The following is an 18,070-nucleotide window of genomic DNA, read 5'->3' on the forward strand; positions in this document are numbered from 1 at the left end:
TCAGAAGAATAATTTAAAAAAATTATGAGCCAATTTAGGAAAAAATGCCCAATTCAAGCTGCCAGAGAAGTAAAAATTATTCTTTTTACTATCTTCAAAAGAAGATAATGTATAAGTCTTAATTGAGTTATTTTTATTAGAATTGAAAGCTGAGAATTAAGTTGCATAAAAAACGGCTATACAATTCTTTATAAGTATAAAAAGAAATTAACTTTGCTTTATTTTTTAAGAAAATGCAGATTATTATTTCATAATATATCTTTGCGGTACTTTTTTATAAATAAAAACTCCAATAATGGGAAATGTTGAAGAAAGGCAATCATTAAACTTCATTGAAAGTATAATTGAGAAGGATATAAGTGAAAAGAAAAATGAGGCAAGAGTGCATACAAGGTTTCCTCCGGAACCTAATGGTTACCTTCATATAGGGCATGCGAAATCTATTTGCCTTAATTTCGGACTGGCACAGAAATATGATGGTTTGTGTAATTTAAGATTTGATGACACTAACCCAGAAAAAGAAAATGACGAGTATGTAAACTCTATAAAGAAAGATGTAAAGTGGCTCGGCTTCAGTTGGGATGAAAGAGAGTTTTTTGCATCAGATTATTTTCAGCAGCTATACGACTTTGCTGTAGCATTAATTAAGCAAGGAAAAGCTTATGTAGATGATTCTACTCCTGATGAAATTAATGCAATGCGTGGGTCTACTACAGAGCCAGGTAAAGAGAGTCCATATAGAAATAGGAGTGTAGAGGAGAACCTCGACCTATTTGCCAAAATGAAAGATGGTGAATTTGAAAGTGGTTCTAGAATATTGAGAGCTAAAATAGATATGGCTTCTCCTAATATCCATTTAAGAGACCCGGCACTTTATAGAATTAAAAAGGTACATCACCACCGTACAGGCGACGCTTGGAACATATATCCGATGTATGATTGGGCTCATGGACTCTCTGATTCTATAGAAGGAATTACTCATTCTATTTGTACATTGGAATTTGAAGTTCACAGACCTCTTTATGATTGGTTATTAGATCAACTAAATGTATTCCACCCACAACAAATTGAGTTTGCGAGACTTAATTTAACTTTTACAGTTTTAAGTAAGAGAAAACTTCTTCAGTTAGTTACTGAGAATCATGTAAATGGTTGGGATGACCCTAGAATGCCTACTATCTCAGGATTAAGAAGAAGAGGTTATACACCTACATCTTTAAGGAATTTTGCGACTAGGATAGGAGTGGCAAAAAGAGACGGAATTGTTGATGTAGCTGTACTTGAGCATAGTGTACGAGAAGATTTGAATAAATATGCTAACAGAGTAATGTGTGTAACAGATCCTCTTAAGATTACAATTACAAACTACCCTGAAGGTCAAACGGAGATTTTAAAAGCTATTAATAATCCAGAAGACCCTGACGCAGGAACCAGAGAAATACCTTTTTCAAAAGAGATTTTTATTGAGAAAGATGACTTTATGGAAAATCCTCCTAAAAAATTCTTTAGGCTAAGTCCGGGTAAAGAAGTAAGGTTAAAATATGCTTATATTATTAAATGTGAGGAGGTAGTTAAGGATGAAAACGGCGAGGTAGTAGAATTACTTTGTACTTATGATCCAGAAACAAAGAGTGGTTCAGATACAACAGGTAAAAAAGTAAAAGGTACTTTACACTGGGCGTCTGCTGAGCATGCTTTAAAAATAGAAGTAAGGGAATACGACAGATTATTTACTGTAGAAGATCCTTCTGGAGATAAGGAGAAAGACTTTAAAGAGTTTATTAATCCAGATTCTTTAGTAGTTATTTCTGATGCGCTAATAGAGCCTTCTGTTAAAAATGCTCAAGTAGAAAAGAATTATCAGTTTGAGAGAAAGGGTTATTTCTGTGTGGACAGAGAATCTGATGAAAACAAATTGGTATTTAACAGAACAGTAACTCTTAGAGATACTTGGGCTAAGTTAAATAAGAAATAAGTTTTAATAATACAAAATGATTATCCGTAAAGCTACCACAAAGTAAATAGGGTATGGTCTGCGCTTCGAAATTAGCTCAAAAACAGGTCATTATGGATAGTATTATTGAATTCATGGAAGCGTACCGCAATGAGCAGGTATGCCGTGAGCGTTTCAAGGAAATCAGGGATAAAGCAGGTGTTTGTTGCAAGAAATGCGGTAGCCAAGAGCATTACTGGCTAAATAGCAAGCAGATGTACCAATGCAAGTCATGCAGTTTTAGGACAGGCCTCCGCAGTGGCACCATCATGGAAGCTTCCAAACTTCCGTTTCGCTACTGGTTCGTTGCTATCTGGCTGATGGGCTGTAGCAAGAAAGGTTCTTCTGCCTGTAATGTGCAGAGGCAGCTCAATCATAAGCGCTATGAACCTATCTGGGCAATGATGCACAAAATACGCTCTGCGATGGGCCAACGGGACAACCACTACTTGCTGGGAGGCAATATTGAGGTAGACGAAGGGTTCTTTGAAACACTAGTACCCGAGGGGCAGAAGGAAGAGGAGAGAAAGCGGGGAAGGGGGAGCCAGAAGCAGACCATGGCGATGGTCTTTGCACAGACAGAGGTGGTGCTACAGCCTAAAAAACACCGCCCTTCTAAAAGGTGCAAGTATTTCAAAATGGCTGTATGCGCTGATTTTACAGTAGAAACTGCTAGAAATACGATTACCCGGCATGTTGCCCAGAATGCCAAGATGATTACAGATGGCTATTCAACCTATCAGTCACTGACAGGAGAGTTCGAGATGGATGTGGAAAAAGTGCCCTCAAAACAGGCCCATATCAAACTACCTTGGGTACATACAGCCATTGGGAATGCAAAGAAAGTCCTACAAGGGATATATCAGCATACAAGGCCAGGGTATCTACAGAATTATCTAGATGAGTTCTGTTACAAACTCAATAGAAGATACTTTGAAAATGATATTTTTGACAGAATATTAATTGCTTGTACGCTCACTTGAGCTTGTGGTAAGAATACGGATAATCATTTAATACAAAAAAGAAAAGGTCTCAATTATTGAGACCTTTTTTATTATAATGCTTTTTGTACCTTAAGCTACAGCTTTAGTTTTTACAACTTCTACTGTTTTATCGTCATATTTAGTTATTTTGATAATTTTCAACTTATCTAATACTTTGATCACCATATAAGTAGGATCAATCTCATGCCAACGGAAACCACCAAAGTTAGCTCTGCCACCATGTTTGTGGTGATTATTGTGGTAACTTTCTCCCATCATCAAGAAATCTACTGGTAAAAAGTTTTTAGAAGTATCACCAACTTTAAAGTTAGTGTAACCATATTTATGAGCAAACCAGTTGATTATTGCACCATGTACAGGCGATAATAAGAATTGGATTGGTAATAATAACCATAACCACCACTCAGTAGCAAAGTGATAATAGAATGCTACATATAGCGCTCCCCACATAACTCTAGAAACCCAAGATCTTGCAAATTTGTCAAAAGCATCCCATTGTGGAACATCTTGAGTAAAGCGTGGATCAATATCAGCTCTCTTATTAGCAATATCAGAATAAATTGTTTTTGTTTTCCACATCATCTTAAAAAGACTTTCATCATATTTCGGAGAATGTGGGTCATTTTCGGTATCAGCAAATGCGTGGTGCATTCTGTGCATTACTCCATAACCATAGGCACTTAAATAGTTAGAGCCTTGGAATATCCATGTTAAAACAAAGAAAACTTTCTCTGTAAATTTATTCATAGTAAATGCTTTGTGAGAAGCATATCTATGTAAAAAGAAAGTTTGAAAGAATAATGATAAATACCAATGAGCAACAAAGAAAATGAGTATTTCTTTCATGAAATTATTATTGAATTAATAAATTGTATGTACGTATAGATTACTGTTTTCTTCTATAGACAGTAAAACAGTAAAGTTGTGACAAAAAATTTAAATTATTTTTTATTGAATTTAAATTCCTCCTTTAAATCGTTAATTAATTCACTCGGTACTCCACGTGAACATGCTTGTTTAAAGCTTTCTAGAAGGGTTTTATGGTGTGATAAGTCTATTGTAAATCTTTGAGCTTCTTTTTCAAGATTTTTTTTCGCTCTGCAAAAAAGTTGTCTACAGTTATCTTTTTTCTTATCAAAAACTTCTTGCAACTCTTCATACTCAAAATTAAAAGCTTCTCTTAATATGTAGATCGCTTTTTCCATTGGTTCAAGTTTGGTGTGTAGAATTGCCAATGCTTCTGATAGCTCATTTTCTAAATCAAACTTGAAAATGTTTCCGTCTTTGTGAGATTTTAAGAAGTCAGGAAGTTGAGTTGTCTCAAGATATTCTTTTTTCTTCTTTTTTAAATTATCTAAATGATTGATGCAATTATTGGTTACAGCTTTAATCAAATAAGATTTTGTATTCTTAATTTTATTTTGATCAACTGTAAGCCATTTTAAAAAAGTGTCTTGAACAATATCTTCTGCATCTGCCAAAGAACCCACCATTCTTAGTGCAATTGAGTATAATACAGGTTGATATAAAGAAATTGCTTGAGATGTATTCACTTTAACTTTATTGATAAAAAATAATTAACTGCAAGATTAAAAAAAAATGATGTTAAAACGATAATATTCAAATAATTACAATCATATTTTTAATAATACAAAAAAATAAAGTACCATGTTCAAAAAACAGGTACTTTATTATAATTGTTATAAGTTTTTTTTATAATACTATTAGATTAATATTGCAACTTGTTTTAACTGACCAGCCACTTTTAATCCTCTTTTCTCAAGAGAGTCTATGCTTAGTTCAAATCTCAATTTGTTGCCTTGCTCTTTAAAGTTAATACCACTTCCTTTTGAAATAGTTCCATTTCTATCAGTAACAAAAAGTAAATTTAAGTTTTCTGATTTTTCCTCTAAGGTTTTGAAATGTCTACTTTCATTAGAAGGAACATATACTACATGAAAATTAGAAATATCTGTATTTTCATCAATTTGAGTTATTTTAACTGTTTTACCTCTTCTTTTAGAATCATGCATAGTTTTCTTTAATAAGTCATACATGTGAGAGTCATTTAAAACAGCAATTTCGAATTTGCCCTCTTTATCATCATCTGGCCATTCGATGTATCTGATAAAGTGGTAAAGAAACATTCTTCTTACATCATTGGGATCCTTTGCGGCTTGTGCATTTGTTAAGTTAGCAATAGTTAGGAGGAATGTAAATACAAGTAGCGTTATTCTGGTTGTCATTTTTTTCTTATTTAGTTTGTTCGCGTTTTTAATATTTAATCGCAAAAAAATGACTAAAATTATCCTAGTGTTATATGCTTTTATATTTATTCACAATATGTAAGGTTTTTATCTAAGGTAGATTTTTTACTGTTTTTCTGTCAATCTTAATAAGTAGGTTTATTTTTTCTAAGATATACAACATCTCCTGGATTTATTTCTGACGCATACCACATATTATTTCTTTTTAAAAGCTTAGTGTATTTAATGCCATATTGCTGTGCAATATCATACATTGTTTCTCCAATTTGCACAGTATGAATATCATTACCCTTTGTTGCTTTACTTCTTTTATTCTGTAAGTATATTACTTGACCTACATAAAGTTCATCTCCTGTACCAAGTTCGTTGTATTTTTCTATCTGCTTTACTTTCTTGTCAACAGCAGTTGCAAGACTTAATTTCGTCTCCCCATCTAATACAATAATTGCCTTTATTTTGTTAATTTTAGTAATGTCAGCGATTCTTCCTGCAAGTATTTTACCACCTGTTCCTGTTCCTCCTGAGTTAGAATCATACTTGAATAGTTTGTATCTTTCTATGATATCTATGAGCTTATTTGCATAAGTAGGACTTGTGGCATACCCAGCTTTTTTTAAACCTTTTGCCCAACCTTTGTAATCTGTAATCTCAAGGGAAAATAGTATGCTATACCTTTCTCTGTTACTAAGAAAATCGGCATGATCTCTATAAGAGTCAAGAACTTTATCATATTTCCTAAAGCATTCATTTTTCTTATCATCGTCCATACGAACAGATTTCCCTTTCCAATCGCTATGACATTTTATACCGAAATGATTATTTGCCTTTTTTGCAAGTTGACTGTTTCCATTGCCAGATTCTAACATGCCTTGTGCAAGAGTAATACTTGCCGGAATTCTGCTTTCATACATGTTTTGAATAGCTGCATCTTTATATAAGTTAATATATTGGTCTGCAGTAAGGTTAGCGGAGCGTTGTGCCTGCGAGAATGATGCTGTTAGCAAAAAAGTACTTAATAATAAAAATTTGCTAGCAGTTAAAGATAACTTAAGATTCATGTGGTTTAATTATTATTATGATAGATAATTGCGGATATAGATTATTAAATTACTGTATAAGAGATAGTAATTGTCTATAATCTTTGTAAAAACGTACTTTTATCTAAAAAATGAAAAAATCTAAAAAAATAAAAAGCTATTTCCGTAGTATATGTCTACCAAAACAGCTTTTATAAATTTTTAGATAAATACGGAATATCCTCTACATAAGTTCCTTTATGATATCTTCTAGAGAAATATTCTCGGCTTCTGCTTTAAAGTTTCTTACAATACGGTGTCTTAAAACTGGTATAGCCATCGCTTGTATATCTTCTATATCAGGAGAATATTTACCATTTAGAATAGCATTACATTTTGCTCCTAGCACCAAATATTGTGATGCTCTTGGACCTGCTCCCCATTCCAAATAATTATTGGTGATTTCTGAAGCATGATCTGTAAAAGGACGGGTTTTTCTAACCAGTTTTACAGCGTATTCTACAACATTATCTGCTATAGGTACTTTTCTTACTAAGTTTTGAAAATATAGAATTTCTTCTGCCGAAGTAATTTTTTCTACTTTCGCTTTTCTATCTGTAGTCGTTCCTTTTACTACTTCAACCTCAGACTCGTAAGAAGGATAATCTAACAAAATGTTAAACATAAACCTGTCTAACTGAGCTTCAGGTAGGGGATAAGTACCTTCTTGCTCGATTGGGTTTTGTGTAGCAAGTACAAAGAATGGTTTTTCAATACCAAAATGTTTACCACCGATAGTTACTGAGAATTCTTGCATAGACTCTAGTAATGCAGCTTGTGTTTTAGGTGGAGTTCTGTTGATCTCATCTGCGAGAATCACATTAGCGAATATTGGCCCTTTAATAAATTTAAAGTTCCTGTCTTTGTCCATTGTTTCTGCTCCTACAATGTCTGAAGGCATTAAATCTGGAGTAAACTGAATTCTATTAAAGTTTAGATTTAGTACTGCGGCAGTATTTTGTATTAATAATGTTTTTGCAAGGCCGGGAACACCAACTAGTAAGCAGTGACCCTGACAAAAGATGGAAGTAAGAATTAGCCTTACTACTTCTTGTTGTCCTATAATTACTTTTGATATCTCATTTGCAAGATTATCATAAGTGACTTTCATTGCATCGGCGGCTTCTTTATCTGAGCTGAAATTAATGGACATTATTTATTGGATTTAATTCTTAAAAAAATAGACTTATGTTTGGGTGAACAGATTAAAAAATTTAATAAATGTAGATATAACAAAAAAAATTTGCTAACCAACAAACATCTAACGGTTAGAAGATGGCTAATCGTTCGTAATATAAAATAAAAATTCGCTTAATTTTTAATTCCTGAAAAATAATAATTTGTTCATGGAATAAAAACTAAGCGAATTAAAATTAAAAAGTGCCTTATAGACTTTTTATAATATCACATTTGTCGTATTCTGGTTCTATTTCTATAAATACTTGAGATTTTGCCGTTTGTAACCATTTATCTATTACCTCACCTCTTTTGTTATTCATTGTAGCTACATAAAGCTTTTGGTAATCCTCTTTAAGGTTAGCATAATGAGGTGGAATGTAGTTGTTATAATAGATAATTCTTACTGCGGCTTTACCGTCATCAGTCCTAAATTGTTGAGGTGTTGTTATATTTCCAACCGTCATAGTATCAACTGTAAAGAAGATTACAGGATCAAGGCTTTCTGTTGATACAAAGCTACTACCAGTTGTATTATCTTTAAAGAACCCTGCATTTGATCTAGTTTCTTGATCATCAGAATGTTCTTTAGCTGCTTCTTCGAATGTCATAGTATCAAGTGAGATCATATTCCTGATACTATCCATAAATGCGATGGTGTTTTTAAGATCATCAGCATTTGACTTAGGTCTTACAAGAATGTGACGGGCTCTAAATCTGTTACCGCGTCTTTCAAGAAGCTGAATTAAGTGAAAGCCAAATTCAGATTCAACTGGCTCAGCGATTTCTCCTGGCTCAATTCTTAATGCTGTAGCCTCAAATTCTGGAACAAGTTCTCCTCTACCATGCCAACCTAAATCACCACCACTTTTTGCTGAACCAAAATCTTCGGAGTATTTTCTTGCAAGTTCTGCGAAATCTGCTTCTTCTGCCAAAACCTGTTCTTTAAATGAGTTAAGTTTGGCTCTTGCTTTATCTTTTTCTGCTGTATTTACTTCTGGGAATTTAACTATTTGCCCTACTTTTACTTCTGCAGGAAGAAAAGGGATACTGTCTTTAGGCAAAGTATTAAAGAATTTTTTTACTTGGAGAGGAGTAACGGTAATACCACTAGTCAATTCCTGCTGCATTTTTTGTACAGTAAGCTGTTCTTGTACTTGGTCTCTCAGTTCATCTTCAAGAGAAGAAAGTTTTTTACCAAGTGTTTGTTCTAGTTTTTCTTCGCTACCTGCTTGCAAAACAAAATACTGCATTCTTCGCTGTATTTCACTTTCTACCATTACAGGTTCTACAATAATAGAGTCAATTTCGGCTTTTGCAAGAAGAATTTTATTAATGATAAGTTGCTGTAAAAGCTCACACTTTGTATCTGGACCAACTTTTTCACCATTTGACACCTTACCCAAATAGGCGTTTTCTAATTCAGATTTCAGTACAATGTAATTATCAACTTTTGCAATTATCTTATCAACAATAACACCCTCTTCCTGAGCCCATAGTTTAGATGAAAAAAGCACAGCAAATAAAACTGCTGTAAAAATTTTAACTCTATTCATATATTTCATAATCTTTGTTTTTTAAAGCCTTTTCAAAAATTTCATTTTCTCGTTCTTTCTTTAAAGCAACAATTCTTTTGTTAATTAATACATCTCTAATTTGTGCTTTAACAAATTCAACGGGTGAATGCTGATCAGAAATTTTATAATCTTTTATTTTGATAAAATACAAATGCGTAGAATCACTGGTTTCTAGCAATGTGCTTCTTTTAAGTGTTTGTATTGGATTCGTAATTTCCTCTTTAAAAGGAGTATTGTATAGATATTCATCGAAATCGAGCCAAACAGAATCATCCAACAAATATGAATCTCCAAAAGTGTATGCATATGATCTTAACTTTTCAGCATCTGCTTCGCTATTTGATCTAAGCCACACTTTAACTCTATCTGTTTGGGGTGCTTCTTTAGGCACTTTTAGTAATATACCTTTAATAATGTTCTGTTTTAGAATAAAGTTGTCTCGGTTTTCATCATAATACTGCTGAATTTCATCTTCAGAGATGGCAGTATCTAATTTTTCCTGTATATATCTCTTTTCGTAGTTGTATACAATAAGCTGATATCTATAATCTTGCATCTTACGGGCAATCTCAGCCTCATTTATATTTGTGCTTTCTTCAGCAGATTTTAATATCAATTGTTTTCGAACCCAAGAGTCGATGTAACGATTTAAAATATTTGCACTGTCTTCAGATGATGACCTTGGGGGTACAAGTCCTCTAAGATCTTTATCATATAAGAAGTTCTCTCCAACACGCGCAACAGGATTGCCATTTTCTGGATTTTGGTCACTCCCAGATTTAAAAAAATCGCAAGAGCTAATGATCAGTATTGTTAATATAAAGATGAATGGATTTCTCATCATAAAATTTTTTGCAAAAGTAAACAATTATCTATTACTCTTTGGATAGATTTTGTTTCAAAGAAAGAACCTCTCTATTTATCATTCGTATTTAATTGAGCTTCTAAGCCAATTATTTTAATTATAAATTCAAAATTGCAGCATTTGTCGCCTGCAATGAAATTTTTTTTATAAATTTTTAAACTAAAGTATCCTAAATAGTTATGAAAACTATATTAAATCTTCTGATAATCGTTGGAATCTCATTTTCAGCATTTGCCCAATCAGAAGAAAAACTAGAAGATAAATTATCTGATGTTGCCCAAGTTCTTACAGAAATGCAGGAATTACCAGAGCAAAAAGTACCAGCAGCTATTTTAAATAGAGCAGAAGGAATTATGATTATTCCAAATGTGATTAAAGGAGGTTTGGTAGTTGGTGGCAGACACGGTAAAGGAATCGCAATGGTGAAAAATGATGATGGCGAATGGAGTAATCCAATTTTTGTAAATATTACAGGAGGAAGTGTAGGATGGCAAATAGGAGCTCAATCTACAGATGTAATTCTGGTATTTAAAAGCAGTGATAAACTGAAAAATTTTAAAAAGAGTGAGTTTACCTTAGGTGCTGATGCTGCTGTAGCTGCTGGTCCAGTTGGTAGACAAGTTAGTGCAGCAACTGATATTTCTTTTGATGCTGAAGTATATTCTTACTCAAGAAGTAGGGGTGTATTTGCTGGTATTAGTTTAGAAGGTTCTTCCATTAAGTTGAATGAAAATGCAAATAAGACTTTTTATGGAGAAAAACTTTCACCAGAAAATATATACTTTAACCAAGAGCTAAAGACAGGAGCCAGGGTTAGTCAAATTAAAGTAAAGCTGGCTAATATGGAAAATGAGGTGAAATAACTTATTTTAATTACCCGAACAGCTGGCAGTAGCATGAAATCTTTATAAATTTACCGACATTTATATTATGAGTGATAAAATTTGTGGATTACTCATAATATTTGTAAAAAGTAAATTTTGTACTAGTGCTAATTAATAGAAATAAAATAGACATTGCCTGTCGCAGTTGTTCGGGTACATTATTATTTATAGTAACACTACTACTTTCATTTAATGAAGGCTTTGCTACATTTCGTTATGAAGCTTTGTCTAATCCTATAATATCGAACCCTACGAATTCAGTTTCAAGCATAGATTTAGGATTATACGCTGAAAATCAGCAAAATTCTGATATAGACCCTTCTCAAAAATATCAATATAAAGATAATTACACTTCCGTTGCCGATAGTTTAAGCAAAGGTGATGTTGCTGTTTATCTACAATACTTAAATCAACTTATCAATCAATATTCGCAAAAAGAAAATTATGAAGGTGTACTTCATGCTTATACAGAATTAGGAACTCATTTCTATGTAAACTCTCAATTTGATTCAGCTCTGTTTTATTTAAATAAAGGAGAACTGTTGGCAAAAGATCATTTAAATGAATTTCACCCAGCAATAAATAAGCTGAAGTATTACAAAGGCCAATGCTATTTTTATAAGGGGAATTTTGAAGAATCTTTAAAATATCAACAGGCATCGCTTGATGGTTGGAATTCCTATTATAAAGATTCTAAATATTTAGATATATCACTAACCTATAATGCAATGGGTAATATATATCAATATTTAGCAGCTGATTATTTTAATGCTGAAAAGATGTATTTCAAAGCAGTCGACATTATGACTGATGAAAGAGTAGATGCAAGCGAGCAATTGAAGTTTAGAATCTATTATAATTTGGGAGTTTGTAATAGAGAAAAAAATGATTTTGAAAAAGCATATACTTATGGTGCTAAGGCTCAATCAGTTTTAGAAAATCAAGATAAAAAAGATTATCAATATTTAGAATTGTGTTATTCTATGAATGCTAATATTTTGTTGAAAATAGATAGCTTAGAAGAAGCAATAACATTGTTAAAAGATGCAATCAAACTTAATGAAATAAATTTTGATTTGGCTCCAAATGTTTATTTAGTACAACATTTAAATAATTTAGGATATGCTTGTTTAGGTAAAAATGATCAAAATGAAGCAAAAAAATATTTTAGTAAAGGACTTAAAATTAGTAATCTAATTGATGGTGATGATAATCTTTTGAGACGATCACTAATTTTTGAAAATTTAGCAACTATTTATCTAAATGAAAAGCAACTAGATACAGCAATAGATTATAACGAGAAGTCTCTTGAATTAAGGCTAAATATATTTAAAGGGAAGCATCAATTTATTAGTCAATCTTATAAAAATTTAGGTTTAATATATGCCGAAAAAAATGCTTTTGATAAGTCATTGAGTTTGATTCAAAAGGCAATTATTGCAAGTATCCAAAACTTTAATGATACATCAATTCTATCTTTTCCACCTCGAAAAGAATTGGAAGAAAATGTAAATGTAATTGAGATTATAAATTTAAAGTCACAGTGGCTTTTGAAGTATTATAATAAAAAACATGAACTTAACAGTTTAGAAGCCGCATTAATTGGATTTAACTTGTCAGATTCTTTAATGACTATTTATCAAGAATTATATCCTCGTGAAACTTCTAAACTAAGATTTGTCGATATGTATCATGATTTGTATGAGGGTGGTATAGATGCCGCATTTAAGTTATATCAAATTCATGGCGAAAAAAAATATTTGAAAAATGCTTTTTATTTGATTGAAAACAGCAAAGCAAAAATATTAACTGAGGCATTTCATAGAGCGCAAAGGGTAAATGAAGTGGGTATACCAGATAGTATTATTTATAGAGAGAATGAGATCAATCAAAAAATAGCCTATTACCAGAGTAATAATGAGTTAAAAGATACTCAACAAATACTTTTTGATCTTGATAATGAAAAAAGAGATTTAATTAATTCCATAAAAGAAAATTACCCTAAGTATTATGATGAAAAATTGGTGACTAATTCAATTAACCTTGATCATTTACAAGATGAATTGGAGCAAAATAATCAGGCTATCTTAAGTTATTATATTGGTATTGAAAATAGTTTTGTTGAGGTTATTACAGGAGATCAATTAGATATTGTAAAATTAGATCAAGAGATTGATAGCCTAGTAATATTATTTTACGAACATATGCAAAAAGGTTATAGTCAGGCTTTAAATAAAGCAATATACAATGATTTTTTGCAAACTGCCTTTACATTATATTCAAAATTAATAGTGCCAGCAAATCCCTATTTAAAGCGTGTAGAAGAACTAATTATCGTTCCAGATGGATTACTGGCCTTTATTCCATTTGAGGCTTTTATAACTGAAGAAATAAACAATGAGGAGGGTATTATTGATTATAAAAAATTACCATATTTAATTAGAGATTATAGTATTGAATATCAATATAATTTGAAATTAATTCTAAATAAAAAGACCTCAAATTATTCATTTACATCTCCATCAGTATTGGCATATAGTTATTCTAAACATAAAGAGAGAGGGGAGGTAGCAGAAGTAAGAAAAATGTTAGCTACTATACCAGGAGCTCCTGTTGAACTAGATGCCATTCAACATTTTTTTAATGGTAAATATTTTTATGGAGAACAGGCTACCGAAAGCTCATTTAAAAAGCTAGTAAAAAACTTCGATATTTTACATTTGGCCATACATGGCACTGCAGATTCTGAAGATTCTTACGGCGCATATTTGCAGTTTAGGCCAGAAGTTAATGAAGCAGATGATAGCAGGCTGTATAATTTTGAATTGTATAATATGGAGTTAAAAGCCAAATTGGCTGTGTTAAGTGCTTGTGAATCTGGAATGGGAAGAAGAAATAGAGGTGAAGGAATCTTAAGTATAGGAAGAGGTTTTGCTTATGCTGGTTGCCCTACTACTATGATGAGTCTATGGCAAGTAAATGATAAAGCTACAGCAGATATTATTAGCCTATTTTACAAAAAGTTAAATGAAGGCTTAAATATTTCAAAATCATTACAAACTGCTAAACTTACCTATTTAAATAGTTCAGATGAAATTACAGCACATCCTGCATATTGGGCTCCAATGGTTATGTATGGAGAAAATTCTAATCTTACTTCAAACATAAGCTATTATTATATCCTTCTCTTAATCCCTTTAATTTTAATCATTTGGATTTTTATTTGTAAAAAAAGCATTTGCTAATTAACAAATGCTCTTATTATTTACTCTTTTATTATTATTCGTCTTTACTAGGTGGCAATGGAGAGTTTGTCAAGCCTCCAGAAGATGATGTTGTTGAGTTTTGAGTGGAATCTGGATCTATTGTAGCATTTTTTCTTAATAAATTCTCATTCGGAACAATTTCTTCAGTGGAATCTTCGCAAGATGAAATTGAAAAAAATAATGCAATTAAGGCAATGGGAAAAAATAGTTTCATTTTAAATTTTTTGTGAGATTAGTTAATGTATAAACTTAAAAAAAATAGCTATTTATTGTTATAAATGGCTATTTTTTTTATCTCATTATTTAAATTTATTCATCTTTCCTTGGAGGCAATGGAGAATCTATCACACCTCCAGAAGATGATGTTGTTGAACTAGTATCTGTTTTAGGATCTACTTTACTTTCAGTTGTTGTTCTTGTGCCTTCCTCTGTTGTTTCTTCGGTAGTTGAGTCGATGTTTTTGTCTTTAGCCATGATTTAAATTTGGATTTAGTTTAAAAAACTTCAGTTAAATAAGTGTTATTCTTCTATTAAAGTATTAATTATTAGAATATTGGTAAAGTAGTAAAAAGTCTATCCATGAATAATAATTTAAAGTTGGTTTTGAATCTAATTTTTCAGCAATTGTTAATTTTTTCGGTTTAAAGCTAATAGAGGGCTTTATGTCTCCAAGAACGATATACAACTTATCAATTGCATCTGTCTTATTCTTTAAAGGAAAGTCTCTATTAGACATACTGCTTACAATCAATTTTTTACAATCTTGATTGTATTTTCCGGTAGCTAAACACTTATCAATAGCAAATTCTAAATCGTACTTGCTTTTAATAGGATATTGCAACGAAAGCAAAATTTTTAAAGATTGATAAATACGATTCGAAATAGGCGTATCTATTTTTTCAAATCCTCTATGAAAAAACTTCATTTTGTTGTAACGTTTACACATGAATGCTTAAAATTTAAAAAGGTAAACTTTTTTGCAAAGTTATTTTTCCTAGAAATAAATTAATATTTCTAATAGCTGGGAGGAAAGTATAAATGTGTAGTATTAATCAAATATGAATACTAAATAATTCAAATTTGATATAAGTAGTCTATATCCTTTTATTTAGACTGAATGTAGCTGGTAGGCAAAGGAATTTATTAACAGGCAGAGATAATAGCTTTTTTAATAAAGAGCTTAAGTACTTAAGCTTGTTTTATTTATTATCTCTGCCTGTTTAATTAGTAATAGTAAATCAGTTGGAAAATTTATAAATATTTTCTCAAATTCTGATATGTAAATCAACTTTTAGATTTAATCTAAGTAAGCTGTAAAGGTCGGTTTATTTTTTCTTCAAGAGAAATCATGGTTTCTGTACGTACAATCCCATTTATACTTTGGATTTTGTAGTGAAGTATATCTCTTAAGTGTTTGGTGTCTTTACAAGTAATTCTAGTAAAGATGCTATAGTTACCAGTAGTATAGTGTATAGTAAGTACTTCTGGTATCTTCATTAGCTCTTCAGACACTTCTTCGTACATTGAACTTTTCTCTAGATAAATCCCTAAGAACGCAGTAATATCGTAACCCAGCTTACTAAAATCTATATCCAGCGTAGATCCGCGAACAATTCCCATTCTTTCAAGCTTCTTCATTCTTACGTGAACAGTTCCACCTGAAACAAAAATTCTGTCAGCAATTTCAGTATAAGGAGTCTTAGCATCCTTCATTAATTCGGATAAAATCTTAATATCGACGTTGTCAATCTCTAAATTTTTGTTCATTTTTTTGGTTATCTATTGATATTTTGTCAAAAATATATCTCAAATAATTAAAATAATAAAAATTTAATTGAAAGTATTTGAATTATTTTTAAAATAACACTTTCTATGCTATATTTGTATTAGATAATTACAATAAAAACTATGAGGAGTACAAAATGTACTTGGTTTTGTAAGGTTCGACTCCTTATCTCGTAGCAAGCATGTGTTTATTTTATGTGTTGTTTATTGGTTAAGGTTAAAAGGTATGCGAATATTTTGCATACTTTTTTTTTGCTTTATACCCAATAAAAAAAGGACTGCAAATTAAATTACAGCCCTTGTAATAAGTATTATTATATTATTTGCCTTTCTTTCTGTTTCCAGTTCCTGTAGACTTTTTACCTTTCGATTCTTCTTGCACTTTCATTGCATCCTCTAGTCTTTGTTGGAATTTAGACTTCTTTTTATTCTGATTCTTCTTTTTATTCTCATCTAGTATTTTTCTGATTTTAGAGTCATCTACAAACTTTCTAATGATTAATTGTTGAGAAACAGTAATCATGTTAGATACAAAGTAATAGTAGGTTAAACCAGCTGAGAAGTTATTAAAGAAGAACATAAATGTAACTGGCATTATATAACCAACAGATTTCATAGGTCCTTGAACTGTAGTATTAATCTGGTTATTATAATAGGTATATGCCAATTGTGACAATGTAAATAGCAAAGTAAATAAACTTACATGAGAACCATAAAATGGTATTTCAAATGGTAAGTTAAATATCGAATCATAAGTTGAAAGGTCTTCTGCCCATAAGAAAGATTGTTGCCTTAATTGAATGGCATTAGGGAAGAAGTTGAAAAGTGCCAAGAAAACTGGCATTTGAGCCACCATGGGAATACAACCACTAAGCGGGTTAACTCCAACACGACTATACAGCTTCATTTGCTCTTTTTGCATAGCAGCCATATCATCCCCATGTTTTTCCTTTAATTCATCCATTTCAGGCTTAAGCACTTTCATCTTAGCCATAGAAATGTAAGAACGATAAGTTAATGGGAATAGCAGCGACTTTACAATTAGAACCAGAATTAAGATAATGATACCATAACTGGCAATGTGGCTTTCCAAAAACTTAAATAGTGGAATAATTAAGAAACGGTTGATAGTTGAAAAGAAAGCCCAACCTAAATAAACGTTTTTCTCGAACTCTGGTGCTACACCTTCACATATATCGTAATCATTTGGTCCGAAATAGAATTTTAGATCATTTTCATAAACATTATCAGGAATGTTCATTCTTACTTCAGCAACCTTAACCGTGTTTTGATCAGGTTCATTTACATGCGTAGTAATATCTAGGTTTTGAAGCAAGCCAGTTCCAGATATAATCGACGCATTAAAAAACTTCTGCTTAATTGAAACCCAGTTTACAACTTCTTCAATCTTCTCATTTTCAAGTGATGTTGAAGTTTCACTTAAGTGATCGAAGTTGTCATTAACTGTATAATAGTTAATGGTAGATCTCTGTCTGCTTCTTTCTAGAGATTTCTCAACTCTTTTAATCGCATCATACCAGTAAAACTGTACATCAGACCCTTGACGCTCTGCATCTAGATTGCTCAACTCTGTATTGTAGTTCAATACAAAGCCTTCTTCTGGTAGGGTATATATCTTTTTAATGCTTTTACCTTCGCCATTGCTAGCAGTAAATTCTATTGAATTTCCATTTACCTTTGCGTTGTAGAAGAGCGTATTTAGATCGATAGGGCCAGAGTTAGTAGCGATTATTTCACTAATGCTGCTACTTCGTTCATCTAAAAGAACAAGTGGTTCTTTTGTGTATGTAACATAGTTTTTCAGTAAAACTTCTTTTACCGTACCACCTTTACTGTCAAATAAAATTTTTAAATTCTTATTTTCAAGTGTATACTCTTGGCTTTCTCCTTTCATAAAGCTTCCGAAGAAACCGTATTTAGCAGAGAGAACAGAATCTGGCTCTGTTGTAACAGATGCTGAAAGTGTTTGAGTATTATCAGGAGTTTCGTTTTCACTTATTCCAGTTTCTACCTGTGGCTCAGCTTCCTGTGGAGGTGGCTCTGGTGAGAAAAAGAAAAAGTATGTAAATAGGAGGATTGAAATTAATAACAATCCTGTTAAATTATTTTTGTCCATAATATATGTATGTCCACACTAATGCTAATTTCTACTAATC

The 18,070-nt window shown here is 31.7% G+C and carries 16 protein-coding genes and 1 pseudogene; 5 read left to right on the plus strand and 12 right to left on the minus strand.

Going from position 1 to position 18,070, the window contains the following annotated elements:
• Positions 1-295: 295 nt before the first annotated feature.
• From OQ292_RS17205 to OQ292_RS17210, 3 genes and pseudogenes are all read left to right on the plus strand, one after another.
• Positions 296-1,975 carry a glutamine--tRNA ligase/YqeY domain fusion protein gene (locus OQ292_RS17205; protein WP_284683379.1) on the plus strand — a complete coding sequence of 560 codons (1,680 nt, stop codon included), beginning with the start codon at positions 296-298 and terminating at the stop codon, positions 1,973-1,975.
• Positions 1,976-2,088: 113 nt separating this feature from the next.
• Positions 2,089-2,220 (plus strand): annotated as a pseudogene (locus tag OQ292_RS41110) (transposase); the annotation flags it as partial.
• Between the two features lie 42 nt (positions 2,221-2,262).
• A complete protein-coding gene (locus tag OQ292_RS17210; RefSeq protein WP_284683380.1) occupies positions 2,263-2,976 on the plus strand; it encodes an IS1595 family transposase in 714 nt (237 codons plus the stop codon).
• Between the two features lie 90 nt (positions 2,977-3,066).
• Here OQ292_RS17210 and OQ292_RS17215 read toward each other — a convergent pair whose 3' ends face one another.
• The 7 genes from OQ292_RS17215 to OQ292_RS17245 form a co-directional block, all read right to left on the minus strand.
• The gene (locus OQ292_RS17215; protein ID WP_284683381.1) at positions 3,067-3,843 is read right to left on the minus strand and encodes an acyl-CoA desaturase; all 777 of its coding nucleotides are present in this window, start codon (positions 3,841-3,843) and stop codon (positions 3,067-3,069) included.
• A 95-nt stretch (positions 3,844-3,938) separates the two neighbouring features.
• A complete protein-coding gene (locus OQ292_RS17220; protein WP_284683382.1) occupies positions 3,939-4,550 on the minus strand; it encodes a sigma-70 family RNA polymerase sigma factor in 612 nt (203 codons plus the stop codon).
• A gap of 171 nt (positions 4,551-4,721) precedes the next feature.
• A complete protein-coding gene (locus tag OQ292_RS17225; RefSeq protein ID WP_284683383.1) occupies positions 4,722-5,243 on the minus strand; it encodes a YfiR family protein in 522 nt (173 codons plus the stop codon).
• Between the two features lie 146 nt (positions 5,244-5,389).
• Positions 5,390-6,322: a glucosaminidase domain-containing protein gene (locus tag OQ292_RS17230; RefSeq protein WP_284683384.1), complete on the minus strand. Its 933-nt coding sequence runs from the start codon at positions 6,320-6,322 to the stop codon at positions 5,390-5,392.
• Between the two features lie 202 nt (positions 6,323-6,524).
• Positions 6,525-7,493: an AAA family ATPase gene (locus OQ292_RS17235; RefSeq protein ID WP_284683385.1), complete on the minus strand. Its 969-nt coding sequence runs from the start codon at positions 7,491-7,493 to the stop codon at positions 6,525-6,527.
• A 232-nt stretch (positions 7,494-7,725) separates the two neighbouring features.
• Positions 7,726-9,072 (minus strand): peptidylprolyl isomerase, encoded by a 1,347-nt coding sequence (locus OQ292_RS17240; RefSeq protein WP_284683386.1) that lies wholly within the window; start codon positions 9,070-9,072, stop codon positions 7,726-7,728.
• Positions 9,065-9,934, minus strand: a complete 870-nt coding sequence (locus OQ292_RS17245; protein ID WP_284683387.1) for a peptidylprolyl isomerase — start codon at positions 9,932-9,934, stop codon at positions 9,065-9,067. The genes OQ292_RS17240 and OQ292_RS17245 overlap by 8 nt, the downstream gene beginning before the upstream one ends.
• A gap of 203 nt (positions 9,935-10,137) precedes the next feature.
• On the opposite strand from OQ292_RS17245, the gene OQ292_RS17250 reads away from it, so the two are divergent.
• Together OQ292_RS17250 and OQ292_RS17255 are read left to right on the plus strand one after the other, a co-directional pair.
• Positions 10,138-10,821: a lipid-binding SYLF domain-containing protein gene (locus OQ292_RS17250; protein ID WP_284683388.1), complete on the plus strand. Its 684-nt coding sequence runs from the start codon at positions 10,138-10,140 to the stop codon at positions 10,819-10,821.
• A 125-nt stretch (positions 10,822-10,946) separates the two neighbouring features.
• Positions 10,947-14,087 (plus strand): CHAT domain-containing protein, encoded by a 3,141-nt coding sequence (locus tag OQ292_RS17255; protein ID WP_284683389.1) that lies wholly within the window; start codon positions 10,947-10,949, stop codon positions 14,085-14,087.
• 34 nt (positions 14,088-14,121) lie between these two features.
• Here OQ292_RS17255 and OQ292_RS17260 read toward each other — a convergent pair whose 3' ends face one another.
• The 5 genes from OQ292_RS17260 to yidC all read right to left on the minus strand — a co-directional run bounded on the left by OQ292_RS17260 (position 14,122) and on the right by yidC (position 18,030).
• Positions 14,122-14,322, minus strand: coding sequence for a hypothetical protein (locus OQ292_RS17260; protein ID WP_284683390.1), 201 nt, complete (start codon positions 14,320-14,322; stop codon positions 14,122-14,124).
• A gap of 95 nt (positions 14,323-14,417) precedes the next feature.
• A complete protein-coding gene (locus tag OQ292_RS17265) occupies positions 14,418-14,582 on the minus strand; it encodes a hypothetical protein (protein WP_284683391.1) in 165 nt (54 codons plus the stop codon).
• Positions 14,583-14,646: 64 nt separating this feature from the next.
• Entirely contained in the window at positions 14,647-15,033 is a 387-nt protein-coding gene (locus OQ292_RS17270) for a hypothetical protein (protein WP_284683392.1), read from the minus strand.
• A 377-nt stretch (positions 15,034-15,410) separates the two neighbouring features.
• Positions 15,411-15,875 (minus strand): Lrp/AsnC ligand binding domain-containing protein, encoded by a 465-nt coding sequence (locus OQ292_RS17275; protein WP_284683393.1) that lies wholly within the window; start codon positions 15,873-15,875, stop codon positions 15,411-15,413.
• Positions 15,876-16,212: 337 nt separating this feature from the next.
• Positions 16,213-18,030, minus strand: coding sequence for a membrane protein insertase YidC (gene yidC / locus OQ292_RS17280; RefSeq protein WP_284683394.1), 1,818 nt, complete (start codon positions 18,028-18,030; stop codon positions 16,213-16,215).
• Positions 18,031-18,070 lie beyond the last annotated feature (40 nt).

This window comes from Chondrinema litorale (assembly GCF_026250525.1).
Lineage (GTDB): Bacteria > Bacteroidota > Bacteroidia > Cytophagales > Flammeovirgaceae > Chondrinema > Chondrinema litorale.

Coding starts and splice junctions, on each gene's coding strand:
- OQ292_RS17275 (WP_284683393.1), bottom strand. CDS start 15,875: ATGAACAAAAATTTAGAGATTGACAACGTCGATATTAAGATTTTATCC.
- OQ292_RS17270 (WP_284683392.1), bottom strand. CDS start 15,033: ATGAAGTTTTTTCATAGAGGATTTGAAAAAATAGATACGCCTATTTCG.
- OQ292_RS17235 (WP_284683385.1), bottom strand. CDS start 7,493: ATGTCCATTAATTTCAGCTCAGATAAAGAAGCCGCCGATGCAATGAAA.
- OQ292_RS17210 (WP_284683380.1), top strand. CDS start 2,263: ATGGAAGCTTCCAAACTTCCGTTTCGCTACTGGTTCGTTGCTATCTGG.
- OQ292_RS17240 (WP_284683386.1), bottom strand. CDS start 9,072: ATGAATAGAGTTAAAATTTTTACAGCAGTTTTATTTGCTGTGCTTTTT.
- OQ292_RS17230 (WP_284683384.1), bottom strand. CDS start 6,322: ATGAATCTTAAGTTATCTTTAACTGCTAGCAAATTTTTATTATTAAGT.
- yidC (WP_284683394.1), bottom strand. CDS start 18,030: ATGGACAAAAATAATTTAACAGGATTGTTATTAATTTCAATCCTCCTA.
- OQ292_RS17205 (WP_284683379.1), top strand. CDS start 296: ATGGGAAATGTTGAAGAAAGGCAATCATTAAACTTCATTGAAAGTATA.
- OQ292_RS17245 (WP_284683387.1), bottom strand. CDS start 9,934: ATGAGAAATCCATTCATCTTTATATTAACAATACTGATCATTAGCTCT.
- OQ292_RS17265 (WP_284683391.1), bottom strand. CDS start 14,582: ATGGCTAAAGACAAAAACATCGACTCAACTACCGAAGAAACAACAGAG.
- OQ292_RS17260 (WP_284683390.1), bottom strand. CDS start 14,322: ATGAAACTATTTTTTCCCATTGCCTTAATTGCATTATTTTTTTCAATT.
- OQ292_RS17250 (WP_284683388.1), top strand. CDS start 10,138: ATGAAAACTATATTAAATCTTCTGATAATCGTTGGAATCTCATTTTCA.
- OQ292_RS17225 (WP_284683383.1), bottom strand. CDS start 5,243: ATGACAACCAGAATAACGCTACTTGTATTTACATTCCTCCTAACTATT.
- OQ292_RS17215 (WP_284683381.1), bottom strand. CDS start 3,843: ATGAAAGAAATACTCATTTTCTTTGTTGCTCATTGGTATTTATCATTA.